The following is a 26,944-nucleotide window of genomic DNA, read 5'->3' as shown; positions in this document are numbered from 1 at the left end:
CTTTGCTGAAACCCGATTCAGATATTCACACTCTACTATAAATTCTGTGGATAACTTTGTGTATAGATATTACAAGTTTTATTTAGGTAGTGATCGTTGATAAAAAAAACTTATCAACCCCAAGTGAAAAATCAATGACTTATAATCTTAGTCATCAAACTGTCATATTGTCTTATAGATCACAGAGTTGTGGATATAACCAGAGTTTGTCTTACATAAAATCTTTTTAGCATGCATCGTGCCAAAGATTCTCAAGTTGGTGGGCAGGCCGTTTGTGATGTAACTTACTTTTGCCTTACCAGAAGTTGTTCGATTTCAATGTCAATTCTTGCTTTTTTATGCCCTTTATATAAGCACGTGAGTAGTGTTAAATATGAGTAAAAATGAGATTTACAGATGCATAAAGCTTGCTTTTGACACAGCGCCAAGAAACCAGTTTACGGTTGAGTTACATTTACAAATGCTCAAGCATACCGACGAATTAAAACACATTACAGCGAGGGAGTTTTGTGAAGGAGTAAGTCTTCACCCGAACTTCGACGCGGAGTTTAGTAAAATGCGTAATTTGACCTCTCATCTTAAAGCTGCTGGTCTTGACACGAATCTTCTTTAACAAAATATTTTTGGAAGGGGGTATTAATGAGTGACGACACTTTTGAATATGGCAGCCGGTGGCTCAAGACGGATTTTCACCTCCATACCCGTGCGGATAAAGAGTTCAAATACACAGGTGCAGATAACGACTACGTGAATCAATACGTACATTCGCTAAAAGATGCCGGTATTGGCCTTGGTGTGATTACCAACCATAACAAGTTCGATATGCTTGAATTTCAGAGTTTGCGCAAAAAGGCCAAAAGATCCGGCATTGGTCTGCTGCCCGGTATTGAGCTCTCGGTAAAAGATGGGAACGCGGGTGTGCATACCCTAGTGGTGTTTTCCGATGAGTGGATAAGCAACAAGGAACAAAAAAATTATATCCAAGACTTTCTCAATGTGACCTTTGCCGGGAAAGCTAATTTTGAGCAGGAAAATGCGCGTTCGAATCACGATATTCTCAAAACCATTAAAATTTTGGATGGTTATCACAAAGACTACTTTTTAGTTTTTGCTCATGTGGAAGCACCCAACGGTTTATAGGGTGGTTTATTGCCGGGTCGGATAAAAGAACTTTTCGACAATGCTTTTGTTCAATGCAGAGCTTTGGCATTCCAAAAGGTTCGCACCCGAGATGAGCGCTCTAAGATCCAGCAAGCACTGGGTGACTTATATCCTGCTGAAGTGGAAGGTTGCGATGCTAAGAACCTTGCCGATATGTCGGCCAGAAAGGAAGCCAGTTATCTCAAACTCGGTGCGTTCAGCTTTGAGGCTATAAAATTTGCCCTGCGGGATAAGAGATCCCGCGTACAAGCTAAACTACCTGACTATCGCCATTCGTTTATTCGCAAAATCAGTTTTGAAGGTGTGGGTACCTTGGGTGGCACTGAAATCTGTCTATCTCCGGAACTGAATACTCTGATTGGCATTCGTGGCAGTGGCAAATCTTCCGTATTGGAAGGCATTCGCTATGCCCTGAATATCCCGTTTGGCGATAAGTCCTCTGACGTTGAATACAAAGAAGGTTTAGTTAAGCACCTACTATGTAGTGGCGGGAAGATCACTATCGACGCGATTGACCGGCGAGGCCAACCTTACCAGATACGACGTATATTAGGTGAACGCCCTGATGTATATGTTAACGGGCAATTACAGCCGGGTGTGTCGATTCGAGAAACCGTCCTACATCAACCCATTTACTTTGGTCAAAAAGACTTGTCGAGCACTGGCGCTGGATTTGAAAAAGACTTAATTGAAAAGCTGGTTGGGGAAGCTTTAATTTCTGTTCGCCAAAAGATAGAGCAAGGTCGTCAGCGCATGGCGGATGTTATTAGTCAGATTAAACGTTTAACCCGTGCTGCCTTGCAGAAACAAGAGTGGCTGCAAAAAAAGCAGGATGTTGAATTTAAGTTAAGGTTTTACCAGCAACACGGCGTAGAAGCCAAACTGCAAAAGCAGATTGACTTTGATCGGGATGAGCACAAAGCGCAGCAGATGATCCAAGGGGCGCAGCATTATCTGACTGAGCTAAATAGCTTTATTGCCAGCTTTGAAGATGAACTGAAAAACCAAATTCTGTATAAGTCAGCACAGAATCAGCCTTTTTTTGATGACTTTTTTGCGGTCTATCAACAGTTGCTCACTGGCTTTGATGGAATTAAGCAAGTGGCTGGAAGTGACCAAACGACAGTTCAGCAATTGCAGCAAAAGTTAACGGGCTTTCAACAACAAAAACAAGCGCTGAAAGAAGAATTTGCGGAAATCGAGCGCAAGTTAGCCAGTGAATTTCAACAAGCGGGTGCGCAAGCAATCAGTCCGCAAGAGTTTAAGCAGCTTAAAAGTCAGCTCGATCAGGCTGAGCAAATGCTGGCTGTATTGGACAAGAGTGAGCAGCAATATGAGGAGTTGAATCAAGGAGTTGAACGGGAGTTAGTTCAACTGAATGGCCTTTGGCTTGAAGAATACTGCGCTATTGAGCAAGTGCTGAATAAAATCAATCGAGTGGATTCGCCGTTAAAAATTGTACCGAAATTTAAAGATAACAAAGCGGCCATGCTCAAGCATATTCAGGATTTATACCGCGATAGCCGTATTCGAGAAGCTACATTGAAAACAGTGGTGGACGAGTTCATCGATTTTGGTGCGGTATGGCGAGAAAAAGATAAGTTGAAATTGCTGGTTGGTGGTTCATTCGATACCTTCTGGCAGTATTTTGAAGATAATCTAGATGCTTTGCTGACTTGGCAGGTGCCGAATGTTTTCACCATTGAATACCACGGTAAGGCTCTGGCTCATCATTCATTAGGGCAGCGCGCATCTGCATTAATACTGTTTGTTCTAAGCCAACAAGAAAATGATGTTGTTATCATCGATCAGCCAGAAGACGACTTGGATAACCAGACTATCTATGACGATGTTATCAAGCTCATCCGTGAGTTAAAACCAAAAACGCAATTCGTCTTTGCCACTCATAACGCCAACATTCCAGTGCTAGGCGATGCTGAGCAGGTCATCGCCTGTGAATATCAGGATGATCATATTGATATTGTCAGTGGCAGCATTGACTGTGCGGATGTTCAGCAGCGTATAGTCGGTATTATGGAAGGCGGTGCAGAAGCCTTTGAAAAACGTAAACAGGTATATGAAGCATGGAAACCCAAGAGCTCTTAGCAATAATTGCACGTGATGAAGATAGCCGTCATCAATTTAAAGCAGACGTCAATAATGCATCTTCGTTGGGTGCCGAAATGGTAGCGTTTTCCAATGGTACTGGAGGCTTAATTCTCATTGGTGTTAACAATGGCGATGGGTCTCGATCTGGATTGACGAGAGAAGATATCGGTCGAATTAATCAAGTTATAGCGAATGCTGCTACAGATAATGTTCGTCCCCCAATAAATCCTGTTTCTGAAAACATTCAACTCCCCGATGGCCTGGTCATTGCGGTACATATAGAGCAAGGCATCAGTAAACCTTATATGGATACTCAAGGTTATGTTTGGGTGAAAAATGGTTCTGATAAGCGAAGGGTGACCGCTCGCGAAGAGTTGCAGCGAATGTTTCAGGAGGCGGCACTGATTCATGCAGATGAGACACCGGTAAGTGGTACGTCAGTAGCCGACATCGATCAGGAGTTCTTTGATTCGTTTTTTGAAGGGGAATACGGCGAGAGGGTTGAGGAACAAGGTGTATCTCGCTCTCAACTTTTAGAGAATATGAATTTGGCTAAAAATGGTCAGTTGAATATTTGTGGTACTTTGTTGTTTGCATCGCGGCCTCAGATTCGCCTTCCTGTTTTTATCGTAAAGGCGGTTGCCTTCCCCGGCGTAGATATTGAAGATGAGCACTATATTGATAGCCAAGATATCAATGGCAAGCTGTCGGATGTGTTCCAAAAGGCGCTGGGGTTTGTATTGGCAAATATCCGACATATTCAAAATAAGCAAAGTTTTAACTCACTTGGCGAGCCTGAAATCCCAAGGATTGTTTTAGAAGAACTGATTTCCAATGCGCTTATTCATCGCGATTACTTTGTGTCAGCCCCCGTTAAAGTGCTGGTTTTTGCAGATCGAATTGAAATTATTAGTCCCGGCCATTTACCCAATAATTTAACCATTGAAAACATCAAGATGGGGAACTCAAATATTCGCAACCCAATCTTGGCTTCATTTGCTTCTAAGGTATTGCCATATAGAGGCTTGGGAAGTGGTATTAAGCGGGCAATTAAAGCATACCCAGATATTGAATTGATTGATAATAGGGAGGGAAATACATTCAAAGCTATCATTAGCCGAATGTTACCTAATGAGTGACGCCAAATCACTTCACTGAATATTTTCCGCCTGTATTTTGTGACGAAAACTAGCAAAAGCAGAAATTCGGCACCTGAGCAATCAGATTGTCGCCCACTAAAGGGAATCCCCCCCTCCCGAGTCACGGCGTGCGAAGGTGGGGGAGGATGTCGAAATATTACTTCTGATTTAACAGAAAGTTAACGACGTCTGAATAGGATTTCGCATAGTTATCAGCAGAAGAGGCATCGATACCGTCACTTTTCATCATATACTTGCCATTAACAAACATTGCCGGTACACCCCGTAGTTGCAAATCCTGAGCGGCTTTTTGCTGCTTAACAACTAAGGATTTCACCACAAAACTACTCATGGCAGCATCATAATCCTCAGCCGCCACCCCGGCTTTGATAAAGGCATCACGAATATCATTCGGAGTCTTAATAGCCAGTGTTTTCTGAATACCCTCAAACAGTACCGGGGTTACTTTGTCTTCAACCCCCATTGCCATTGCCGCAGCCCAGGCAGTAGTCAATTCTTTACCCAGCGGCCCTAAAAAATCCACATGATAACGGACAAGTTTTGTCCCTTCCGGTAAATGCTGTTTCACCGTCTGAGGAACTTTAAAAATTTCTTCAAACTGATAACAATGGGGGCAATAGAAAGAGAAGAATTCTAGCACCGGTGGTTGATCCGCCACCGGCGACTTCAATTCAACATACTGTTTTCCTTCGGTAAAATTGGCAGCAGATGCGCTAAATGCCATCACCATTCCAACTAAAGCCAACCAAAACTTCTTCATAACTATCTCCATGATAAACATTAATACATCGGGTTAAGCTGCAAAGGTGGTTCCTGCAACAGCTTAATCTGTTCAGAAAAAAGTGACGTCTGTTTTAACCAAAAATCGGTATCTGTCATCCAAGGAAATGCTTTAGGGAAAGCAGGATCCTGCCAACGTCGGGTAACCCATGCTAAATAATAGACCATCCGCATCGCGCGTAATGGCTCTATCAATGACATCGCCTTTGGATCAAAATCCGCAAATTCACTATAGGCTTCCAACAGTGTATCTAACTGCAATAGTTGTTCCTGACGGGAGCCATGCAGCAACATCCATAAATCCTGAATTGCCGGACCGTTACGCGCATCATCAAGGTCAACAAACCAAGCTTCGTCACGCCACAAGATATTACCCGGATGACAGTCACCATGAAGCCTCAATATTTGCCAATCATCGCGCCAATATGATGCTACGACATCTATCAAATCATCCAATACCGCCAAAAATTGCCTTTTCTGGCCCGCAGGAACTAACTCACATGCAGCCAAATACTGACGTGGCTGATGCAGATACTCATTTAACCCGATAGTTGGACGAGAAGTGAATTTTTGTCGACAGCCAATTTGATGAATTCTCCCTAGCAAACGCCCTACATCTTCTAACTGAAAGAGATTATCGGATTCATACTGACGCCCTCCAATGCTTGGAAAAACGGCAAAAAAGAAATCCTTAAACGTCAGTAAAGTTTGCTTATTAAATACCAAAGGTGCCGCAACAAGTAAATCAGCCTGTTGTAACGCCAAAGCAAAATCGTGCTCTTCCTGAATCTGCTGCTGGTCCCAACGTAGTGGCCGGTAAAATTTCACAACATAACGTTTACGATCTTCATCCGTAAACTGATAAACACGGTTTTCATAACTGTTTAATTCTGTCAGCCCGGAATCGACATACAGCCCGGTCTGCACCAATGCATCCATAATCAAATCCGGTGTTAACTCCCGGAAATTAAAAGCAGACTGGTTTGTTAGCACATTCTATTCTCTTGATTAATCTGTAATAACGCCACGGCAAGCAAGTTTGAAAATCCACTTGGTGATCCTTTTTCAGCCATTAGTCAACGTAGATAAATGACATTGCATACCGAATCCCTTATAAATAAAGCCTATACAAATTAACAGGGATAACCGCATAGAGAAAGGATTGCTCTGTCAATAAGCGTAAAGATAACTCTTTTATCAGCAAGTTATCCGGTGATTCTATTTAAAAACGCTGAGTTGAGCCCAAATAATCAAGCTGAAAGCAGTTATATTAGTGTAATAACTACCTCAGTTGATAACTTGAACATCATGAAACCAAAAATAAGCGGAGTGATCCTTGCAGGAGGTCGCGCCACCCGTATGGGCGGCAATGATAAGGGGCTAATTTTTCTAAATAAAAAACCACTGTATCAACATATTGCGGATAAGCTACTTCCACAAGTAGATGAATTAATTATCAACGCCAACCGCAATCTGGATATTTACCGACAAAGTGGTTATCAGATTATTCCAGATTTAACGCCAGACTTCTTTGGTCCCCTTTCAGGAATGCTGACAGCCCTAAAATCAGCTAGTCACGACTGGGTTGTATTTGTTCCTTGTGATGTACCAGACCTCCCTACTGATTTGGTCACTCGCTTATGGCAAGGAAAGCAGCAAGCATTAGCAGCCTATGTAAATGATGGCAACCGGGCTCACCCTACCATCTCTTTACTACACCGCAGTCTTTTTTCTCAGTTAGAAAATTATCTGGCTGATGGTGAGCGCAAATTGATACTGTTTATGCATAAGATCAAAGCGATAGCCATTCAGTTTGATGACAATCCTACTGCCTTTACTAACCTAAACACACCGGAAGATTGCCAACATTGGGAGCATATACAGGAGATCAAAAAATGAGTACCAAACCGCTTCCGATCCTGGGTATAACAGCCCATAGCGGAACAGGAAAAACAACACTTCTCAAACACGTGATCCCACTGTTACGTCAACGGCAAATCCGGGTCGGTCTGATAAAACACACCCATCACGATATGGATGTGGATAAACCGGGCAAAGACAGTTATGAGCTGCGCAAAGCTGGCGCAGAGCAAACTCTGGTTGCCAACCAGCAACGCTGGGCGTTAATGACAGAAACACCAGATTTGCAGGAATTAGATTTGAGCTATCTTGCCAGCCGTTTTGATCCAAATTCACTGGATCTGATTCTAGTGGAAGGTTTTAAAGATGAGCCAATCAATAAAATCGCTCTATACCGCAACACTCTTAACCACCGATTAAGCGATCTGCTTGATCAACATGTGATTGCTGTTGCCAGTGATGAAAAATTAGAGACTATTTTGCCACAATTGAATATCAATCAACCTGAACAGGTAGCTGATTTTATTGTCGAATGGCTGTATATGGAACGTTAAGTTACTTCTACTTGCGCTCAGTAGTGTGAAGACCCCCGAAACTCTGATGAGAGAAAGGCCGAAGAAATCGGCCCTCAGAAAAATACTTATAGATAGGGTTCAACAACATCACCGCATCGTTACAAACTCTTCCGCCGCAGTGGGATGAATCGCGACCGTGTTATCAAAGTCTTTCTTCGTTGCCCCCATCTTCAATGCAACAGCGAAACCTTGCAGCATTTCATCCATTCCGAAGCCAATACCATGAATGCCAACAATCTTCTCTTCCGGCCCGGCACATACCAATTTCATTCGGCACGGCTGGCGATGTTGAGTAACAGCGGTATACATCGCAGTAAAAGAAGATTGATACGTTTTCACCTGCTCTTCACCAAATTGCGCTTTCGCCTGAGGTTCAGTCAGCCCCACAGTACCAATCGGTGGATGGCTGAATACGACGGTTGGAATATTGGTGTAATCCAGATGTTCTTCTGGTTTATTGTTAAACAGGCGCTCAGACAAACGACGACCTGCCGCCACCGCAACGGGGGTTAATTCCACCGCACCAGTGTTATCACCTACTGCATAAATACCTTTCACATTCGTGTTCTGGTATTCATCAACTTTGATATAGCCTTTTTCATTCACCTCAACACCAGCTACAGACAGGTTCAGGTTATCCGTTGCGGGCTCACGGCCAATAGCCCAGATTAGGGTATCAACGATTTGTTCTTTGCCGTTCTGCAATTGCAAGGTCAAGCTGCCATCCGCATTTTTACTTACTGCTTTTGGCACCGATTCTGTATGCAAAGTGGGTCCTTCGGTATTGATAACTTCCAAGAGTGTCTCAACAATCATCGGATCAAAAGAGCGCAACGGTGCATGCTGACGCACAAATAGATGGGTTTCACTACCAAGCGCATGCAATACGCCGGCAATTTCCACGGCAATATAGCCTGCGCCAACAACCGCAACCCGCTTTGGCATCTCTTCCAACGCAAAAAAACCATCAGAATCAATACCATATTCTGATCCTGGTATATCAGGCCGCACAGGACGGCCGCCTGTCGCAATCAGAATATGATCGGCGGTGATTTTTTCACCATTCACTTCAACAGTATGTGCATCAACAAAACGGGCAAGCCCTTGGATCACATCAACTTTATTGTTACCCAAGCCACGTTCATAAGACTGGTGGATACGATCGATATAAGCAGTGCGACTGGCAATGAGCGTCTTCCAGTTAAAGCAATTGATTGTCGTATCAAAGCCATAATCTGGCCCATATTGGTGGATAGATTCAGCAATTTGCGCCGCATGCCACATCACTTTCTTCGGCACACACCCCACATTGACACATGTTCCACCCAATGCCTTGGCTTCAATTAAGGCACATTTCTGCCCGTACATAGCCGCACGGTTAATTGAAGCTATGCCGCCACTGCCACCACCAATCGCTATATAGTCGTAATGTTTGCTCATCCGGATTGTTTCCATCTAATCAATTCAAGGGAGTTAATACCCAAAACCTAATTATGGCAAAAAATATCAAGCAATCGCGATGATTCTGGCTCTCGCTGCCATTGCTAAAAGCTATTCTGGCGCCACCCATTTAACCAAGGTGTGACCAATTCCTGCCGGCACCAGAACCTGATGTAACCACGGCAATACCGATTTCATCTGCTGTTCCAGTTTCCAAGGCGGGTTAATCACGATCATGCCAGAGGCGGTCATTCCTCGCTGATCGCTATCAGGCCGGACAGCCAACTCAATTTGTAGAATACGGCGGATGCCGGTTGCTTCCAGCTCTTTAACCAGTCGTTTGATATTCTGGCGTAATACCACTGGGTACCACAACGCATAAACACCGGTTGCAAAACGCTTATAACCTTCCTGAATTGCCTGTACAACCGCCTGATAATCCGATTTCAGTTCATAAGGCGGATCAATAAGAATGAACCCACGGCGACTCGGTGGCGGCAATTGTGATTTTAATTGCTGATAACCATCTTCACGCACAACCCTGGCGCGGTTATCTCGGGAGAATTCATTACGTAATAAAGGAAAATCACTCGGATGCAGTTCTGTCAGATTGAACTTATCATCCTGCCGGAGTAAATGGCGGGCGATAAAAGGCGATCCTGGATAGTAACGTAAGTTGCCACTCTGATTCAGTGCGGCCACTGCACTTATATAAGCGCTCAGTTCCTGCGGTAAATCTTCACGCTGCCAAACGCGGGCAATCCCTTCCAAGTACTCACCAGTACGTTCAGCATGTTCACTGCTGAGTTGATAACGCCCCGCACCAGCATGAGTATCCAGATAGAGAAAAGGTTTTTCTTTTTCTTTAAGAGATTCAATGATTAAGCTTTGTACAGTGTGCTTGAGCACATCGGCATGATTACCAGCATGAAAACTGTGGCGATAACTTAGCATTAATTTCAGACCCCAGAGCAGAGAATAGGTTGATTGTCAGATGAAGTACCTGACAACTAAAAACCCATCCCAGTAGATGGGACAGATAGTAAGGCCCTATTATAGCCCTATTAGCGACAAAAATGTCAGACTCCTCATCTTTCTCCTTGAGCTCCCTTTAATCATATTAATAAAAATTTAGGATAAGTGGAAAACTCTGCCCAGATCAATGTGATATTTAACGAGTAATGCTATCTGCATTTTCACTGAAAATCATAAGTAGTATTTACGTAATTACAAACAATAAGAATTGTGCAATTAAAAAAACAAGATATTAAACGAACAGTTAAATATACAAGATTTTATGTTGATGTTCACGAAATCACCAATCAGGAACAGAGATTGGAAAATGTAAACATTCGATTATGGAAAAATAATCAAAAGAAAAACTAGAAAAAATGACTGAATGTTATCGATACTATTAAGCAATATCGTTAAATAGTACGTGTAAAAAATTGAAGGGAGAATAAAGAAGAAAATCAGAAAAGCTGAAAAAAGTTGAAGACAGTTATTAAGAATCTTCAACTTAAGATTAAAGAAAGATTCAGCTTTTCAGCCAATGAAGAGATACTTCATTGGCTGAATGATTATATTATCTATTAGGCAACAATAGGCGCACGCCAATCATCTGCGCCGGAAGTCCCTGCGGTTGTATGCTCCCAGTTAATCTTACGATAAGACAGAGAAACACAAACCAACTGAGTAAATTCAGTTTTTGCTGGGTCCTGACAATGAGGCATTTTGCAATCAATGTCGACAATAGTGGCATCTTCTAATTGTGTCGTGAAGAAGTGTTCTTGTTTCCCTTCAACCGAAGTGCGATACCATTTCAATACTACACTTGTCAGCATTTCACCCGAAGCCAATGCGTTATAAAGCAATGGAACGGATTTATTTAATGCAACGGTAAAACGAAATGGTTTATGAGCACGCTGACCTGAAGGCTGACCTGATTGAGGATCAGTTGGTACGGTGACGATATGATCAAATGCTTGAACCAGCATTTCATCTTCGTGGCCCTGAACGTAGATATTACCCACTGATTCAGCAGTGAATGAACCCGCGGTAATATTGCCCTGTGTTTTTCCAGTGATGGAAATATAACATGGAGTAGGCATTGCAAATATCCTTTATAGAGATTGTGTCAACATTAAGGTAACGCTCATATTACTTTCAATAGTGATTATTTCATCTTGGGAAAGATCACTTATAGATACATTGAACGCTGAAACGAATAATAAATACCAACCGGCTCATTTCAAAATAAAATCTAAATTGCAAAATCATCAACTCATCACCAATAAATGAAAATATTATAATTAATGCCACTTAAAACAATAAATTTAAAATTGGCTACATTAGCAGAATAATTAACTGTTAACACTCATTTAACTTAAGAGGAAAATGACGTATCTATATGAAATACAACAATTTTAATAATGACGACCTAAATTATATTTTGCTCAATTAAAAAATGAGATCTGGATCAAGAAAAGTGCCACCATCCACTTAGTTAATATCGAAACTAATATTTACAATATGAAATCAATTCTAATATGTAAACAAAAATACATCTAGAAATACTTTGTTACAAAATGAAACAAAAAATCATAAAATTCTCAAAAATACAAAAAAATAGATGCTACTCAATAACTATATAGAGTTCTTTGATCAATAAACAGCTTAAGAAAACACCTAATTGTAACTTATTGCCAAATATCATAAAATCATCAAAATGCCGAATAGGGGGGTATGCCTATATATATTTTAGCTTTACAATAAAAAAACAAAATGCGAGACTTTGCTTTGCAAAGTGTTCTATATTGATGCTATTGTTCGATGAGTAAGAATATTCTGAATTTCGTATTTATCTATATGCTCATAGAAAGTCAGCTTACTATCCAATTCAATGCAGTGAATCTCCCGCCCCTTAATCCGGGAGAATTTTATGGTCTCCGTCACATATAGGTAGGTATCTAAGGGCAACTCTCTCATCCAATATTGTTATCAGATAATTCCTAATTGCCTAATTGTATTACCCAAAGGATTCTAATATGAGTAAAGATAGTTCAGGTAGCGTAGCGCCAAAAGAAAGGATTAATATCAAATACGTTCCGAATACCGGTGATCAAGTAGCCGAAATTGAATTACCTCTCAATCTACTTATCGTCGGCGACCTTAAAGGAACAAAAGAAGATATGCCCATTGAAGAACGGCAAGCTGTTTCTGTGCACAAAAATAACTTTAACGCCGTGATGAATGAAGCCAATATCAATCTCACTTTTAGTGTCCCCAATCGCCTCAACGATAATAACGGAGATGACCTGCCGATTAACCTGGAAATAAAATCACTCAATGATTTTTCACCCGACAACGTAGCGAAGAAAGTGCCTGAATTAAATAAACTTTTAGAGCTACGTGAGGCACTTGTCGCACTAAAAGGGCCATTAGGAAATATTCCGGCATTTCGCACCCGCTTACAGGAATTATTGGGTGATGAGAAAGTCCGTGAACAACTTCTAAAAGAGCTTGAAATCGTCAATCAAAAGTAATTGACTAAAAAGGAGTTTCTAACATGTCCTTGCATGAAGAGAGCAGTACAACATTAACCCCAGGGTCCACTACCTCTTTGCTTGACGAGATTATGTCTCAGGCAAGAATGACGCCGGAAAATGATGGCTACCATATCGCGAAACAGGGTGTAGCCGCTTTTATCAGCAGCATTTTGGATACTGGTACTAGCGAAGAACCTGTCAACAAGCTTGTTGTTGATAGAATGATTGTTGAGCTTGATAAAACACTCAGCACTCAAGTCGATGAAATTATGCACGCTAAAGCGTTCCAAGAACTGGAATCATCCTGGCGTTCGCTGAAATTGCTGGTTGATCGTACCGATTTCCGTGAAAACATCAAAATCAACATCATCCACGCGACCAAAGAAGAGTTACTGGAAGATTTCGAATTTTCACCAGAAATCATTCAGTCAGGCTTATACAAACATGTCTACTCGACAGGTTATGGCCAGTTTGGTGGCGAACCAGTCGCTGCGGTCATCGGTAATTATGCGTTCGGCAATAGCTCACCCGATATTAAACTAATGCAATACGTCAGTGCGGTTGGCGCAATGGCTCACGCGCCATTCCTCTCTTCCGTCGCCCCTGATTTCTTTGGTGTCAGCAGCTTTACCGAACTGCCAGCGATTAAAGATCTGAAATCTGTCTTCGAAGGTCCGGCACACACTAAATGGCGTTCGCTACGCGAATCGGAGGATGCGCGTTACCTAGGTCTGACAGCACCGCGCTTCTTGTTGCGTCTGCCTTATTCAACCGTCGAAAACCCAATTAAAAACTTTAACTATCAGGAAAATGTCAGCAAAGATCACGAACATTTCCTGTGGGGTAACACTGCTTATCTGTTGGCAACGTGTTTGACTGACAGCTTCGCCAAATATCGCTGGTGTCCGAACATTATCGGCCCACAAAGCGGGGGGACTGTCAGCGATTTGCCAGTTCACCTATTCGAAGCAATGGGACAGATCCAGGCCAAAATCCCAACAGAGGTTTTGGTTACTGATCGCCGTGAATTCGAATTGGCGGAAGAGGGCTTTATCACCCTGACAATGCGTAAAGGCAGTGACAACGCCGCGTTCTTCTCTGCCAACTCAGTTCAGAAGCCAAAAGTTTTCCCAAATACTCGCGAAGGGAAAATGGCTGAAACCAACTACAAATTGGGCACTCAACTGCCCTATATGTTCATCATCAACCGTCTTGCACACTACATCAAAGTGTTGCAACGCGAGCAGATTGGTTCCTGGAAAGAGCGTCAGGATTTGGAGCGTGAACTGAACACCTGGCTGAAACAGTACATTGCTGATCAGGAAAATCCACCAACGGATGTCCGTAGCCGTCGCCCTTTACGTTCCGCCCAAATTCAGGTTTTGGATGTGGAAGGAGATCCAGGCTGGTATCAAGTGGCAATGCAAGTTCGCCCTCATTTCAAATACATGGGAGCTAGCTTTGAGTTGTCCTTGGTCGGTCGCTTGGATAAGGAGTAATGAGTTATGGCTACGCTGTACAGTTGGAATAGAGAAGGCTCTGCCAGCTTGTTCGAGCGTATTCAAGGGAAGAACTCCGGTTCTTCCCGCCAATCAAGAATGCGTGAACTGCTCAACTCCATAAAACGACACCTGAATCATGTTCTCAATACTCATCCGGGTGCTTGTCAGAGTGCGGTTGATCTTGGCGTCATTGATCTCAATGACGCCACAACCACGGCAACGGACTTTAAACAGAGTATTGAGCAAGCAATAGTGCATTGCATCACAACTTATGAACCAAGAATATCGTCAGTCACTGTCAGTGCAATCCATGATGAGAGTGACCCGCTGTTGTTACGTTTTCACATCAACGCGCAGGTATCCCTGGATGATATTCATGATGTTGTTGAATTTAACATTCAACTGGATAACAACCGGCGTTATTGCCTAGAGAGGACTCAATAAAATGTCACTTGAAAAATATTTTAGAGAGGAATTGGATTACATTAGGCAATTGGGGCGACAAGCCGCAATTGAACATCCTCACCTCGCCTCATTTTTGTCTGAACAAGGCTCTGACCCGGATGTTGAGCGTTTACTAGAAGGATTTGCCTTTCTCGCGGGCAATTTGCGGGCAAAAATTGATGATGAGTTCCCTGAACTCACTCATGGATTATTGCATATGCTCTGGCCAAATTACCTGCGTCCAACGCCTAGCATGACCATTATCCAATATACACCTAATGATAATGCCATCACAAAAGCAACGCAGATCCCGCGTGGAACTCAAATCAAAAGCCGTCCACTGGTGGATGATAGCGAAAATGATGAGGATGAAGATAATTACTTAAACAATACCAAGACTCAAAAAACAGACCAAGACAATCATCGCTGTACTTTCACTTTATGCCGTGATGTCTGGCTGTTTCCGATGTCTATCCGAAACATTTCGGTCAATAATAGTAATGAGCAGGGTGTCATCGGCCTGAATTTCACCTCAAAAACAGAGCTTAACTTACAAGAACTACAACTTGATAAACTCCGTTTTTATCTAAGCGGCGATGATTACAGCAGTACACAACTCTATTTCTGGCTCAGTTACCATCTTGAAGACGCAAAACTTGTCGTCGGCGATACCACGATTTCATTACCAGATTTCGACTTCGTTCCAGTGGGTTTCAATCGGGAAGACGCCCTATTGCCGTACCCCAAAAATGCCTATATGGGTTATCGCGTCTTACAAGAGTACTTCTGTTTTTCTGAAGGTTTTCTGTTTTTCGATGTCATTGGTTTCCCTAAGTTACCAGCAGATCTTAAAGCCAAAGATTTCACGTTGAATCTCTATTTCTCAGAAGCACTACCACCAGAAATCAAAATCCGTCAGGATACTTTCCGGCTGCATTGTGTCCCGGCAATCAATCTCTTCCCGATGGATAGCGAAGTTATTCAACTAAATGGCAGTCAGTCTGAATATCCATTAAGAGCCAGCTATAGTCATCCCAATCGTTACGATATTTTCTCTGTGGATAAAGTAGAAAGCTGGCTGGTCGGATCTGATGGCAAACCCAAACCAAGCCGCGATGGCAGACGGACTTATGTACCATTTGAAAGCTTTCATCATCAGATCGAACATGAAAGCGAGCTCAATACTCGCTATTTCCGAATCAGAATCAAAGAATCTCCATTTCGTAAAGGTCTTGAACACTACATCTCTTTTGTCCGTGGTGATGAATCTCAACTTCTATTAAGTGAGGAAAATGTCTCTATTCAACTGACGTGCACCAATCGCGAACTGCCACTGCAACTCCGGGTAGGTGATATTGATTACCCTTTATCGGGAAACTCGTCATTTGCGACATTCCGCAACATAACCCGCCCATCCGTTCCACTCTATCCATTGATGAGCGGTGAGTATCACTGGTCGCTTATTTCTAATATGTCGCTGAACTATATGACATTATTGGACAAAGACGCACTAAAGGCGGTACTAAGAACTTACGATCTCCCCAGCCGATATAACCGACAATCCTCACGCTCATCCCAAAAACGGCTAGATGCCATTGAACGGATTGAAACGAGGCAAATAGACCGACTATTTAAAGGTCTCCCGGTACGTGGTTCGGAATCAACATTGTATATCCGGCAACAGGCTTTCTGTTCTGAAGGCGAGCTTTATCTGTTCTGCAACATACTGTCACGCTTTTTTGCCTTATATGCCAGCGTTAACTCCTTCCACATGTTGAAGGTGATCAATTTAGATAATCAGGAATGTTATCAATGGCCGGAACAGACAGGTCAACATGCGTTGATGTAACGAGCGAAAACTCGCCAGAAAATCAGACACTGGATGTGTCAAGGTATAACTTTCATCAATTGGTCGAATTGTTCAACCAATTGGCGGTAGCGTGGGAAAAAACTGGGCAAACCAACCGCCCGGACCGTGAAGCAATCCTATTTAAATCCAGTGCAAGCTTGGCTTTCCCAACCAGAGACATTACCTCTGTGAAACGTTCTAAGGAGGGTCGCTTCCAAGTGGAAGTCTCTTTTCTTGGACTACATGGCAGCCAATCACCCATGCCAGGTTATTACCTTGATTCGTTGGCATGGGAAGACGCTCAGGATGAAAATCGACTGACTGATTTTCTGAATATTTTCAATCACCGTTCAGTCGTCATTCTTCATCAGATTTGGCGAAAATATCGCTATTACATCTGTTTTGACAAAAACGGGCAAGACGGATTTTCTCAGCGCATGTTTGCGCTGGTGGGACTTGGTAGTGATGTTAATCGTTCTCACTTGAATATCAATCACAGCAAAATGCTGGCCTATGCCGGTTTGTTAGCCAGTCCTGGTCGATCACCAGCAGTGATATGCAGCCTGGTTTCACACTGTTTTGATCTACCCGATGTAACGGTACACGGTTTGCAGATCAGAAAAGTCGCTATCGAGCCATCACAGCAAAATCGCCTAGGTGGAACACTGAAAATAAAGGGACGGAAACAAAAGGTTGAACAATCCGTAATGGGAAAGAATTTTTTCCTCGGTTCATGGGTGAGAAGCTGCGATAGTAAATTTACTTTATGTATCAATAATCTATCACGAGAACACTTCCTATCATTTCTCCCGGACGGTAAGAATTTCCTGCCACTAGTGATGTTTCTCTGTTTTGTCCTACGTGATCAATTGGCCTGGGATCTGCGTCTTGGATTGGCCGAAAACCAAGCAGGCGGCATGGTGCTTGGCACAAAATTAAACAATAACCTGGGGTGGACCAGCTTTCTCGGCGAGCCGGAAAAGAAACCCTTTATCACGATTTCAGTGAATGGATAAAGACGATGGAAAAACAACAGCCAACTCTCTCATTACGAGTGATCAACAGCGATCAATTGGAAAGCGGCAAAGCGGCTAGCTGCCTATTCTCGACTCAAGGTGGCACAGTTGGTAGCAGTGAAAGCCATCTTTGGTCCGTTCAGGATCTGCAAGGAAATATCAATCCATCACAATTTACTATCCAGTGGCGTGATGGTGCATTCTGTCTGCAAATGATTGCGGGTCCCCTGTTTGTGAATCAGTCACCCCTGACTGCTGACGCTGGTTTCATCCGCCTGCAACAAGCGGATGAAATTACCATTGGTAAACTAGTGATCAAAAGTTATATCAGTTTTTCCGATGCAGATCGCATTGATCCCATGACGGTATCACCGGAATCACTGGTTTCCAGCTATAGCAATCCACTGGACGCTATGATGGAAAAAGATCCCGCTCAAGATTCCGCTTTCACTGATCATGGTTCTTTGGCCCCCACGATCAAACACGATTTCAGCCATGATCCACTCAAGGTTCTCGATAGCGAAAATCTGACCACTCTGGACCAGACGTCAGTGAGTAACGAGGTAGACCAAAGCCTGCAACAAGACCACTACCGCGCCCCATTATTTTTCTCTTCCCTCTCAGATAACAGAGGCAATGCTATGGATCAGGATTTTGTTGATTTACCCGGTATCTCTTCGCCTTTTAATGAACAGTATCAGGACATGGAACAGCAACATGTTGCTATCACCCCATTGATGCGAGGATTGAACACGCAATTGCCTTTGCATAACAGCCAACAGGCCAACGACTTTCTGGAAGAAATGGGTAAGACCATGAAAGCGGCCATTGAAGGTCTACTGGTACTGCAACGTACACAACATGGGCTGCGCGATAAGCAATTGCGCCCTATCGAAGATAATCCGCTACGGCTTAACATGGACTACAACACCACTATGCAGGTGATGTTTGCGGATCAAAAAAGCCCAGTCCATCTCTCTGCCCCTTCCGCTGTCGCTGAAAGCTTACATAACCTGCAATTGCACTATCAGGCTAACCGGATCGCCATCACTGCCGCCTTGAATACCATGCTGGATGCTTTCTCACCGGAACATCTACTGAATCGTTTTGCCCAGTACCGCCGCAGCAATGAGACACAGGAAAAAAACGCGACTTGGGCATGGGAAATGTACACCAATTACTACCGCGAACTGGCTTCCAGTCGCCAACAAGGGTTCGAAAAACTATTCGGTGAAGTCTACGAGCAAGCTTATGACCGTGCTCTGCGTCAAGGTTTAGAGGATAGCCAGTAATGAAGCGCTCCGGCGGTAATACCTCATGGTCCGGTAGTTATACCGTATGGTTTGTATTGTTGGCAGCGCTGATATTAAGCGGCTGTAGCAGTGCATGGCAGGCAACGAAGAAAGTCGGACAGGTCGTCTGGGACCCATCAACTCCTGTTGGTCAACCTGCGAACTTACCTTCCACCGTCGCGATCACTTTGCTGGCGGAACCTGATATTAACCCCAATAAAAATGGAGAAGCCACTCCGGTTGAAATGCATCTGCTATATCTCAGTGAAGATTCCCGTCTACTTGCCGCTGATTATGACCAACTGGCGAGTGACAAACTGGATAAAGCGCTGGGGAAAAATTACATCGACCATCAGGATTACACCTTATTGCCGGGGCAGTACAAACCACTGCCAGTCATCCCGCTGGAAAAAAATAGCCGCTACATCGGCGTTATCGTTCGCTATGCCGATATTAATCAATCCGAATGGAAAAAGGTCATCCGTGTGAAAGACACAGGACAGCAATACCACATTCTGGTGCACATCAGAGCGAACGAAGTTGAACTTAGAAAAGAGGAACAATAACTATGTCAGGTAAGAATCGGGTGATTTGGCGTGAAGGATTATTCATCAAGCCACAACACTTTCAGCAACAACAAAAACATAATGACTATCTGGCTCATAGTCGCCAGACCTCCTTAACCAGTTATAGTTATGGCTTCAGTTCTTTGACGCTGGACGAAGACCTTCTCGCTCTGGGACGCATCGGTATCATCGAAGCCAGCGGTATCATGCCAGACGGCACAGTGTTCTCTATTCCTCATCAGGATGCAACTCCTCAACCGCTTGATGTTGTGAATATTCACGAAAACAACAGTAAAAATATCTATCTGGCACTGCCAATAGCCAACGATATTCTCAATGAAATCTCTCATTCAGAATCCAATCGTGCAGGAGCTATGCGCTACCGTGAACACATGGAAGATATCCGTGACCTGCATACAGATGGCGGTGATATCTGCCAAGTCATGCTGGCACAACTGACGCCGATTCTGAAACAGGGCTCAGAAGATCTCAGCGCTTTCTCCGTACTACCGCTATGCCAGATAATAGAAAAGCGCCCTACCGGAACTATCATACTGGATGAAGAGTTCGTACCAACCTGTACATCGATCAGGGTCTCTACTCAATTAAAAAATTATATGGATGAAGTGGATAGGGCGATGACAGAACGAGGTAGATCACTCGCTAACCGGATTGGTTCTCCCGGCCAGCAAGGGGTCGCTGATGTTGCTGAATTTATGATGCTCCAGCTAGTTAACCGAGTTCAGCCGTGGTTTACCCACTACGCCGGACAAGCCATTTTACATCCGCAAGATTTTTTCACTCAGTTGATCCAAACCTGTGGTGAACTGAGAACATTTACTCATGAATCCCGTCAGGCCGGCGATATGCCGATTTACAAACATGACAACCTGACGGAAACATTCAAGGAAATCATGATCCTCATGCACGAAGCAATGGGCGTTGTACTGACTCCGCGGGCGATCCCAATTAAGCTACAAACTCAAGCCAATGGTATCCGGGTGGCGCACATCCATGATCGCAATGTTTTGACAAACGCGGAATTCATTCTGGCAATCCGCGCACAGGTTCCGCATGATCAATTACTCCGCCAGTTTGCCCAACAGACTAAAGTTACATCGGCTGAAAGGATCCGCGAAATGGTCAGCATCCAGTTGCCCGCTGTAGCACTGGTTGCGCTTCCCTCTGCCCCACGTCAGTTGCCTTATCATGCTGGTTACACCTACTTCCGGCTTGATCAACAAGGCGACGCATGGAAAGACATTCTAAAAAGTAACTCCATCGCCTTTCACGTTTCGGGAGAATTCCCAGGATTAGACATGCAATTCTGGGCGGTTAGGAATGGGAGTGCCTAATGAAAACCGAAGCCATGAGTGACAACACCATTCTGATGCAGACGGAAACCGATACGACTCTACATCGTCAGTACCAGTTACCGTTACGCGGAGAAAGCCTGAACCCAATGATTGATGCCGCCACACCGCTGCTTGGTATGGTCATGCGTCTAAAAGACATGGGTGATCAGCCACTGCCGGACCAGCTTTACCCACAGGTCGTTACTGATATCCAAGCAATCGAACAACTTCTACAAACCAAAGGCTATGAGCCGGGGGCAATTGTCTCTTTCCGCTACATGCTCTGTACCTTCATTGATGAAACCGCACTGGGGCATGGCTGGAACAGCAAGAATGAGTGGCTACAACAATCACTGCTGGTGCAATTCCACAACGAAACCTGGGGTGGTGAAAAAGTCTTTCAGTTGTTAGATCGTCTGATGGGTGAACCTCAACGCTATCAACATCTGCTGGAATTTATCTACCTCTGTTTCTGTCTTGGCTACCGTGGTCGCTACAAAGTCGCTTCGCAGAAAAGTGATGACTTTGAACGTCTATTCCGTCGATTACACCAACAACTGCACGCGTTGCGGGGCGAAGCTCCGCCCATCATTCTCCACAATAACGCCAATGAGCGTAATGATCGCTATCGCTTGGGTAAACGTCTGACCATTAAACATCTGTTCTGGAGCGGTATTACCCTGCTCGCTATCGTTTATAGCTTCTACGCTATCCGTCTGCACCACCAAACCCAGAACATCTTACAACAACTAAATAACTTACTGAGCTAGGAAAGAAACCGATGATTCAGATTGATCTACCTACATTAGTTAATCGCTTAAATCCGATGACTCGGCACGCTCTGGAAGCGGCGGCGGCACAGTGCGTCAGCCAGCAACAACCTGAAATCACGGTTTCACAACTACTGTTGCAAATGATCAACACCCCTCTCAGTGATGTCAGAGCGATCTTCAATCAAGCAGAAGTGGATAGCGATTTGCTGAAAGAACAACTTGATCAGACGATCCCTCACCATCAAGCAATGGTTCAGGCTTATCCTAGCTTCTCTCCAATGCTGGTGGAGTGGTTACAGGATAGCTGGCTGTTAGCCTCGACTGAGATGCAGCATCAAGAACTACGCGGCGGCGTCATGTTAATGACCTTGCTATTCAGCCCATTACGCTATCTGACGCCACAATCCGCACGTCTTTTATCGGGAATAAACCGCGAATTGTTACGCCAGAATTTTACCCAATGGACAGCCGGCTCTGCCGAACAACCAGTTGTGGAAAACGATCGAAACGGGCAAGACAAAGCTGCCGCCAACAGTGACAGCCTGCTCGCCCGTTTTACGCAAAATATGACGGAACAAGCTCGTCAGGGAAAACTCGACCCTGTTCTATGCCGTGACAGAGAAATCGACCTAATGATCGATATTCTCTGCCGTCGCCGTAAAAATAACCCGATTGTCGTGGGTGAAGCGGGCGTCGGTAAAAGTGCTCTTATTGAAGGGCTGGCTCTGCGCATTATCGACAACCGAGTACCGGAAAAATTGCGTAACAGTGAATTGATGACGCTGGATCTGGGAGCATTACAATCGGGAGCCGCAGTCAAAGGTGAATTTGAAAAACGTTTCAAAGGCATTATGAATGAAATAAATCAGTCATCCGTACCGATTATTCTGTTCATCGATGAAGCTCATACCCTGATTGGCGCCGGTAATCAACAAGGCGGATTGGATATCTCCAACCTGCTAAAACCCGCTCTGGCACGTGGTGAATTGAAAACCATTGCCGCAACCACTTGGGGCGAATACAAAAAATATTTCGAAAAAGACGCGGCCCTCTCCCGCCGTTTTCAACTCGTTAAAGTGGCTGAACCGACTGCGGAAGAAGCCATTATTATCATGCGGGGCCTGCGGGCAATCTATGAACAATCTCATGGCGTATTAATCGATGATGAAGCGCTAAAATCCTCTGCGGTATTAAGCGACCGTTACCTCTCTGGACGCCAGTTGCCAGACAAAGCCATTGATGTGCTGGATACCGCCTGCGCCCGCGTCGCTATCAACTTGACTTCACCTCCGCGCCAAATTTCCGCCCTGAAAAACCAACTGCATCAGCAGAAAATGGAATCAGACGTGCTGACAAGAGAACAGCGTATGGGGCTAAACCAGCATATTGATAGGCTGGATGAATTACAGCAACAACAGCAAGAAACCACAGAGAAATTGGTTGGACTGGAAGCCAGTTGGCAACAACAACAGCAATTAGTTCAGCAAATTATTGAACTACGCCGTCAGCTATTAACCGACAAAACAGAATTAACCAACGAAACAGAAGAGAGCGAAATATCGGCCGAGATAACAACTAACGAGTTGATTGCACAATTGACTGAACGCAATGAACAGTTGGAACAATTACAGCAACCACAAACGCTCGTTTCTCCTCATGTGGATAAAAACCAGATTGCAGCGGTTATCGCTGAATGGACTGGCGTCCCCCTTAATCGCCTGTCACAAAGTGAACTCTCCGTAGTGACTGAACTACCAACTCATTTGGGACAAAGCATCAAAGGACAAGATCTCGCTATTAACTGCCTGCATCAACATTTGTTGACTGCCAGGGCGGACCTACGCCGTCCCGGTCGTCCATTGGGCGCCTTCTTGCTGGTAGGGCCAAGTGGCGTCGGTAAAACCGAAACCGTTTTACAGATTGCCGAATTGATGTTTGGCGGACGTCAATATCTGACCACTATCAACATGTCGGAGTTTCAGGAAAAACACACCGTTTCCCGCCTGATTGGCTCACCTCCGGGCTATGTTGGATATGGGGAAGGTGGTGTACTCACCGAAGCTATTCGCCAGAAACCTTATTCCGTCGTTCTACTTGATGAAGTAGAAAAAGCCCATCCTGATGTACTGAACCTGTTCTACCAAGCTTTCGACAAAGGTGAGTTGGCCGATGGGGAAGGCCGAGTGATTGACTGTAAAAATGTGGTCTTCTTTTTAACTTCCAACTTGGGCTATCAAACTATCGTCGATAATGCCGATAAACCGGAAGAGCTGAATGACCTGATTTATCCTGAACTGGCGGCTTTCTTCAAACCCGCGTTACTGGCGCGAATGGAAGTGGTGCCTTATCTACCATTGAGACACGACACCCTGAAAACCATTATTCAGGGCAAACTGGCGCGCCTCGATAACCTGTTGCGTCAACGCTTCAATGCCGAAGTCACCCTGAGTGACGACGTGGTTGAAGAGATACTGCAACGGGCAACCCGTGCTGAAAATGGCGCACGTATGCTGGAATCGATCATTGATGGCGCTCTATTGCCACCATTATCTCTGCTGTTGTTGCAAAAAATAGCCGCCGGAAAACAGATCAGCACTATCCAGCTCACCGTTAACGACCATCAATTCAACGCGGTGGTTGAGGAGATACCATGAAACAACGGCTGAAAAGCGCATTAGCGCTATTGGAAAATGACTCGATTGAGCAACTGGTTCATCACTTTCTCCAGGTGAATCACCAACGCCAGCGTTTTGACGCCTTGCTGGTCTCTCTGCTTAACGTGAATGAAAACCGCCTGGAATGCTACCGGCTGCCGGCGCCAAACCAGATAAGCGCGCTGCAACTGGATATCAATATCGGTGATATCAACCATCCATTGGTACAAATCCTGTACAAAGGCACCCCGACGACCTGGGAATCACTCAATCAAGGGGTTCGAATAGACCATCGAAACTTTCGTATCTTCGTCGAAGAGCTCCCTAATCGCTGCGGCCTACATGCTATCCCGTTGTTTAATTGCAACGGACAAGCCTGTGGCGTGGTTGCTGTTTTCGCCAAAGATGTCCATCGTTTTGCTGACGATAGCAACATGTTTTACATCTACTGCCACGTCATGCAACACCGATTGAAAAAATTGCAGGAACTGGAACAACTGCGTGAACAATTACGTCAGATCCGCCAGGTATTTCAGACACAGCGCCAGAAAGAAAAACAGCTTGATGAGTTGCTGGCGTCGTTAAGTACCACAGCCGAAAACAAAACATCCGCCAGCGTCTCGCACGATTACAGCAAAATCGACGATTTATCTCAGGCGCTCGAAGAGTTCGAATGTGCAGTACTGATACAACGCCAACATATTTACGGCAATAACACCAAACAGATTGCCGCAAGCTTAGGTATCGCACCCCGTACACTGACTTACAAACTGGCGAAATACAGGTGTAAATTATGAGTTTTCTGTTACTGGTCAGTTCACTGATCGCCTCTCTGACGGGCAAACCCGCTATTCAGCCAGATCAGGAAACCACAACCGCGCCTTCACTGCCCGCTTTACTGCAATGCCGGGCAGAACCGTCGCCGCTGGTCAGGCTCGATTGCTACGACCGTCTATTGGATAAAGTCGATAATATTGCCGTTATCCCGTTAGAAAAAACGGGCCCTGTCTGGAAACAGGCAATGGAACAGGAGATGAAACGAACTGACCATTCAACCGGTTTTATCACTACCCAATCTGAAAGCATCCCGACTCGCGTCATACTGACTACCCCCGCGATTGGTGTTCCCCCACCACGGCCAGTACTGATGCTCAGTTGTATCGATAGCATCACCCGAATACAAATTGCCCTGGCTAAACCACAAGATAGCGGCACTGTGATGATTTCGACGGAAATCACCCAATTCAGTGCTGACTGGTTCTTGCGTGAAAACGGCTACCTGCTGGAATCCAGCCGTGGATTGCCGGGCATTGAAGAACTAAAACGACTGATGACAGGAAAAACCCTGACCATCAAAACCGGCAACGGAAACCGAATGACATTTAACATTTCTCAACTGGAACAGGCGGTGAAACCTTTACGCTCCGCCTGTCGCTGGTGATCTCAATGGATATCAGGAAACAATTTGACTGGCAGGGCCTCCTGCTGACCCCCCTGTCGGATGAACTTATCAGCCGGGAGCTGGATGAAAACGAACCCGCCTGGGAATATATCGATGGAGAGATGGTTAAGCTGGGATCGCTGGCTCATTCCAGCATCAATATTGACGAGATCCAGCGTCAGGCGCTGCAACTGCTCAGTGAAAAAAGCAAAGATTTCAGGCTGATGGTTCATTTACTGCGGACACTGCAACACGGCAGTCATCCCGCTGAACTCATCCTGGCAATGGAGCTGCTGGCCGATTACATCCAGCATTACTGGCAGACAGCCTGGCCACAAAAACCGTTGCTCAAACGCCGCCTGGCGCAACAGGTGATTAAACGTTTTGGCTCTGCGCAACCCGGCTTCTGCGAACAGGCTGATGAGACTCAGCGCGAAGAGGCACAAGGCGCACTGGCTCATCTGGCACAATGCTGGCATACCGATGAGCCGGCACTGGCTAAAGAGATTGACCAGTTACGCCCCCGCTATGCCCGTAAACCTGAGCCAAAACCGGCACCGGCTGAACCGACAGCAACGACGGCACAACCGGCAAACACTTCAGCACTGACATCCCCCCCCATACCGGATGTCACCGTAGACAGTTCCGGTGAAAAAGCCTGGAAACAGACGCTCCTGACCGTGGCCGACCTGCTATGTGAACGCCAGCCTGACTCCCCTGTCGGTTACCGTCTGCGTCGTTATGCAATCTGGCATACCCTGACCACGGCGCCGATGGCGAATGGCGCAGGCAAGACACCCCTGGCACCGACTGCGGCAGACCGTACCGCCGATTATCTGACAAAACTTCCGGCGGCGGATAAATCCCTGCTGCAACAGATAGAACAGAGCCTGACACTGGCCCCTTACTGGCTTGACGGGCACGCTATCGCGGCTCAGGCCGCCGAAAAACTGGGGTACCGCCCTGTCGCAGACGCTATCCGCGATGAACTCAGCGCCTTTCTTGACCGCCTGCCGGCCTTACAGCGCCTGCATTTCGCCGATATGAGCCCCTTTATCTCAGACGCCACCCTGAACTGGCTGCATCCTCCGGCCACCGCCACGGTCAACAGCACCACCACGCAGGAACAGGACGCCATCTGGCACTGTTTTCAGCAACACGGCCTGGAGGCCGCCCTCCACGCCGCAGAGCACTATCAGCAACAGCTGACCGAACCCCGGGATCAGTTCTACGGTCAGCTGCTGACGGCACAGTTACTGGAACAGGCGGGGATGAGCGCGCTGGCACAACAACATTACCGACAGCTGCTCCGGGCAGGGCGACACCTGTCACTCGCCGACTGGGAACCCGGCCTGCTGGCGGCCCTGGCGGAAAAAGCCGCCATCACCGCCCCCGCAAAGGCGACGACCGCAAACAGGA

22 protein-coding genes and 1 pseudogene are annotated in these 26,944 nt (G+C 45.2%); 18 read left to right on the top strand and 5 right to left on the bottom strand.

All coding sequences use genetic code 11. The features are described 5' to 3' along the window. Positions 1–373 precede the first annotated feature (373 nt). The 3 genes and pseudogenes from Phpb_RS26625 (at position 374) to Phpb_RS06575 (ending at position 4,409) form a co-directional block, all read left to right on the top strand. On the top strand, positions 374–613 hold the full coding sequence (locus tag Phpb_RS26625; protein WP_065389667.1) for an HTH-like domain-containing protein: 240 nt from the start codon (positions 374–376) through the stop codon (positions 611–613). 26 nt (positions 614–639) lie between these two features. Further along, positions 640–3,267 (top strand): annotated as a pseudogene (locus tag Phpb_RS06580) (TrlF family AAA-like ATPase). After that, complete coding sequence (locus Phpb_RS06575; RefSeq protein WP_065389666.1) at positions 3,246–4,409, top strand: RNA/DNA-binding domain-containing protein; 1,164 nt, start codon at positions 3,246–3,248, stop codon at positions 4,407–4,409. Before Phpb_RS06580 ends, Phpb_RS06575 begins: the two are co-directional and overlap by 22 nt. A gap of 157 nt (positions 4,410–4,566) precedes the next feature. On the opposite strand, the gene dsbA is transcribed toward Phpb_RS06575, so the two are convergent. Together dsbA and Phpb_RS06565 are read right to left on the bottom strand one after the other, a co-directional pair. Beyond that, positions 4,567–5,190 (bottom strand): thiol:disulfide interchange protein DsbA, encoded by a 624-nt coding sequence (gene dsbA, locus Phpb_RS06570; RefSeq protein ID WP_065389665.1) that lies wholly within the window; start codon positions 5,188–5,190, stop codon positions 4,567–4,569. A gap of 20 nt (positions 5,191–5,210) precedes the next feature. After that, positions 5,211–6,203, bottom strand: coding sequence for a serine/threonine protein kinase (locus Phpb_RS06565; RefSeq protein ID WP_075489407.1), 993 nt, complete (start codon positions 6,201–6,203; stop codon positions 5,211–5,213). A 315-nt stretch (positions 6,204–6,518) separates the two neighbouring features. On the opposite strand from Phpb_RS06565, the gene mobA reads away from it, so the two are divergent. Both mobA and mobB read left to right on the top strand, forming a co-directional pair. Further along, entirely contained in the window at positions 6,519–7,109 is a 591-nt protein-coding gene (mobA, locus tag Phpb_RS06560; protein WP_065389755.1) for a molybdenum cofactor guanylyltransferase MobA, read from the top strand. Beyond that, on the top strand, positions 7,106–7,624 hold the full coding sequence (gene mobB / locus Phpb_RS06555; RefSeq protein ID WP_065389663.1) for a molybdopterin-guanine dinucleotide biosynthesis protein MobB: 519 nt from the start codon (positions 7,106–7,108) through the stop codon (positions 7,622–7,624). Before mobA ends, mobB begins: the two co-directional genes overlap by 4 nt. A 108-nt stretch (positions 7,625–7,732) precedes the next feature. Here mobB and gorA read toward each other — a convergent pair whose 3' ends face one another. The 3 genes from gorA to Phpb_RS06540 all read right to left on the bottom strand — a co-directional run bounded on the left by gorA (position 7,733) and on the right by Phpb_RS06540 (position 11,196). Continuing rightward, positions 7,733–9,085 (bottom strand): glutathione-disulfide reductase, encoded by a 1,353-nt coding sequence (gorA, locus tag Phpb_RS06550; RefSeq protein ID WP_065389662.1) that lies wholly within the window; start codon positions 9,083–9,085, stop codon positions 7,733–7,735. Positions 9,086–9,196: 111 nt separating this feature from the next. Then, entirely contained in the window at positions 9,197–10,039 is an 843-nt protein-coding gene (locus Phpb_RS06545) for a 23S rRNA (adenine(2030)-N(6))-methyltransferase RlmJ (RefSeq protein WP_065389661.1), read from the bottom strand. A gap of 638 nt (positions 10,040–10,677) precedes the next feature. After that, positions 10,678–11,196: an Hcp family type VI secretion system effector gene (locus tag Phpb_RS06540; RefSeq protein ID WP_065389660.1), complete on the bottom strand. Its 519-nt coding sequence runs from the start codon at positions 11,194–11,196 to the stop codon at positions 10,678–10,680. A 936-nt stretch (positions 11,197–12,132) separates the two neighbouring features. On the opposite strand from Phpb_RS06540, the gene tssB reads away from it, so the two are divergent. From tssB to tssA, 13 genes are all read left to right on the top strand, one after another. Next, positions 12,133–12,630, top strand: coding sequence for a type VI secretion system contractile sheath small subunit (tssB, locus tag Phpb_RS06535; protein WP_036813439.1), 498 nt, complete (start codon positions 12,133–12,135; stop codon positions 12,628–12,630). Between the two features lie 23 nt (positions 12,631–12,653). Beyond that, a complete protein-coding gene (tssC, locus tag Phpb_RS06530; protein ID WP_065389659.1) occupies positions 12,654–14,132 on the top strand; it encodes a type VI secretion system contractile sheath large subunit in 1,479 nt (492 codons plus the stop codon). A 6-nt stretch (positions 14,133–14,138) separates the two neighbouring features. Next, positions 14,139–14,579, top strand: coding sequence for a type VI secretion system baseplate subunit TssE (tssE, locus tag Phpb_RS06525; RefSeq protein WP_065389658.1), 441 nt, complete (start codon positions 14,139–14,141; stop codon positions 14,577–14,579). Position 14,580: 1 nt separating this feature from the next. After that, positions 14,581–16,428, top strand: coding sequence for a type VI secretion system baseplate subunit TssF (tssF, locus tag Phpb_RS06520; protein ID WP_065389657.1), 1,848 nt, complete (start codon positions 14,581–14,583; stop codon positions 16,426–16,428). After that, complete coding sequence (gene tssG / locus Phpb_RS06515) at positions 16,392–17,444, top strand: type VI secretion system baseplate subunit TssG (protein ID WP_065389656.1); 1,053 nt, start codon at positions 16,392–16,394, stop codon at positions 17,442–17,444. Before tssF ends, tssG begins: the two co-directional genes overlap by 37 nt. Before the next feature lie 5 nt (positions 17,445–17,449). Beyond that, positions 17,450–18,736: a type VI secretion system-associated FHA domain protein TagH gene (gene tagH, locus Phpb_RS06510; protein WP_065389655.1), complete on the top strand. Its 1,287-nt coding sequence runs from the start codon at positions 17,450–17,452 to the stop codon at positions 18,734–18,736. Further along, entirely contained in the window at positions 18,736–19,302 is a 567-nt protein-coding gene (gene tssJ / locus Phpb_RS06505) for a type VI secretion system lipoprotein TssJ (RefSeq protein WP_052105895.1), read from the top strand. Before tagH ends, tssJ begins: the two co-directional genes overlap by 1 nt. Before the next feature lie 2 nt (positions 19,303–19,304). Further along, positions 19,305–20,657: a type VI secretion system baseplate subunit TssK gene (gene tssK, locus Phpb_RS06500; RefSeq protein ID WP_065389654.1), complete on the top strand. Its 1,353-nt coding sequence runs from the start codon at positions 19,305–19,307 to the stop codon at positions 20,655–20,657. Then, complete coding sequence (gene icmH, locus Phpb_RS06495; RefSeq protein WP_109396568.1) at positions 20,657–21,427, top strand: type IVB secretion system protein IcmH/DotU; 771 nt, start codon at positions 20,657–20,659, stop codon at positions 21,425–21,427. Before tssK ends, icmH begins: the two co-directional genes overlap by 1 nt. Before the next feature lie 11 nt (positions 21,428–21,438). Beyond that, positions 21,439–24,084 carry a type VI secretion system ATPase TssH gene (gene tssH / locus Phpb_RS06490; RefSeq protein WP_065389653.1) on the top strand — a complete coding sequence of 882 codons (2,646 nt, stop codon included), beginning with the start codon at positions 21,439–21,441 and terminating at the stop codon, positions 24,082–24,084. After that, a complete protein-coding gene (locus tag Phpb_RS06485) occupies positions 24,081–24,881 on the top strand; it encodes a helix-turn-helix domain-containing protein (RefSeq protein WP_065389652.1) in 801 nt (266 codons plus the stop codon). Before tssH ends, Phpb_RS06485 begins: the two co-directional genes overlap by 4 nt. Beyond that, positions 24,878–25,525, top strand: a complete 648-nt coding sequence (gene vasI, locus Phpb_RS06480) for a type VI secretion system-associated protein VasI (RefSeq protein WP_065389651.1) — start codon at positions 24,878–24,880, stop codon at positions 25,523–25,525. Before Phpb_RS06485 ends, vasI begins: the two co-directional genes overlap by 4 nt. Positions 25,526–25,530: 5 nt before the next feature. After that, a partial coding sequence (gene tssA / locus Phpb_RS06475; protein WP_065389650.1) for a type VI secretion system protein TssA occupies positions 25,531–26,944 on the top strand: 1,414 nt, incomplete at its 3' end.

It is taken from the genome of Photorhabdus namnaonensis (genome assembly GCF_001684335.1).
Classification (GTDB): Bacteria; Pseudomonadota; Gammaproteobacteria; order Enterobacterales; family Enterobacteriaceae; genus Photorhabdus; species Photorhabdus namnaonensis.
This window is presented reverse-complemented; position numbering and strand designations above follow the sequence as displayed.

What these genes read in the sequence shown, in the direction of transcription:
- gorA (WP_065389662.1), bottom strand. Translation starts at nt 9,085, where the DNA reads ATGAGCAAACATTACGACTATATAGCGATTGGTGGTGGCAGTGGCGGC.
- tssH (WP_065389653.1), top strand. Translation starts at nt 21,439, where the DNA reads ATGATTCAGATTGATCTACCTACATTAGTTAATCGCTTAAATCCGATG.
- tssK (WP_065389654.1), top strand. Translation starts at nt 19,305, where the DNA reads ATGTCAGGTAAGAATCGGGTGATTTGGCGTGAAGGATTATTCATCAAG.
- Phpb_RS26625 (WP_065389667.1), top strand. Translation starts at nt 374, where the DNA reads ATGAGTAAAAATGAGATTTACAGATGCATAAAGCTTGCTTTTGACACA.
- tssJ (WP_052105895.1), top strand. Translation starts at nt 18,736, where the DNA reads ATGAAGCGCTCCGGCGGTAATACCTCATGGTCCGGTAGTTATACCGTA.
- Phpb_RS06545 (WP_065389661.1), bottom strand. Translation starts at nt 10,039, where the DNA reads ATGCTAAGTTATCGCCACAGTTTTCATGCTGGTAATCATGCCGATGTG.
- mobB (WP_065389663.1), top strand. Translation starts at nt 7,106, where the DNA reads ATGAGTACCAAACCGCTTCCGATCCTGGGTATAACAGCCCATAGCGGA.
- tssG (WP_065389656.1), top strand. Translation starts at nt 16,392, where the DNA reads ATGGCCGGAACAGACAGGTCAACATGCGTTGATGTAACGAGCGAAAAC.
- tssE (WP_065389658.1), top strand. Translation starts at nt 14,139, where the DNA reads ATGGCTACGCTGTACAGTTGGAATAGAGAAGGCTCTGCCAGCTTGTTC.
- tagH (WP_065389655.1), top strand. Translation starts at nt 17,450, where the DNA reads ATGGAAAAACAACAGCCAACTCTCTCATTACGAGTGATCAACAGCGAT.
- tssF (WP_065389657.1), top strand. Translation starts at nt 14,581, where the DNA reads ATGTCACTTGAAAAATATTTTAGAGAGGAATTGGATTACATTAGGCAA.
- tssB (WP_036813439.1), top strand. Translation starts at nt 12,133, where the DNA reads ATGAGTAAAGATAGTTCAGGTAGCGTAGCGCCAAAAGAAAGGATTAAT.
- icmH (WP_109396568.1), top strand. Translation starts at nt 20,657, where the DNA reads ATGAAAACCGAAGCCATGAGTGACAACACCATTCTGATGCAGACGGAA.
- Phpb_RS06540 (WP_065389660.1), bottom strand. Translation starts at nt 11,196, where the DNA reads ATGCCTACTCCATGTTATATTTCCATCACTGGAAAAACACAGGGCAAT.
- vasI (WP_065389651.1), top strand. Translation starts at nt 24,878, where the DNA reads ATGAGTTTTCTGTTACTGGTCAGTTCACTGATCGCCTCTCTGACGGGC.
- Phpb_RS06485 (WP_065389652.1), top strand. Translation starts at nt 24,081, where the DNA reads ATGAAACAACGGCTGAAAAGCGCATTAGCGCTATTGGAAAATGACTCG.
- Phpb_RS06575 (WP_065389666.1), top strand. Translation starts at nt 3,246, where the DNA reads ATGGAAACCCAAGAGCTCTTAGCAATAATTGCACGTGATGAAGATAGC.
- mobA (WP_065389755.1), top strand. Translation starts at nt 6,519, where the DNA reads ATGAAACCAAAAATAAGCGGAGTGATCCTTGCAGGAGGTCGCGCCACC.
- tssC (WP_065389659.1), top strand. Translation starts at nt 12,654, where the DNA reads ATGTCCTTGCATGAAGAGAGCAGTACAACATTAACCCCAGGGTCCACT.
- dsbA (WP_065389665.1), bottom strand. Translation starts at nt 5,190, where the DNA reads ATGAAGAAGTTTTGGTTGGCTTTAGTTGGAATGGTGATGGCATTTAGC.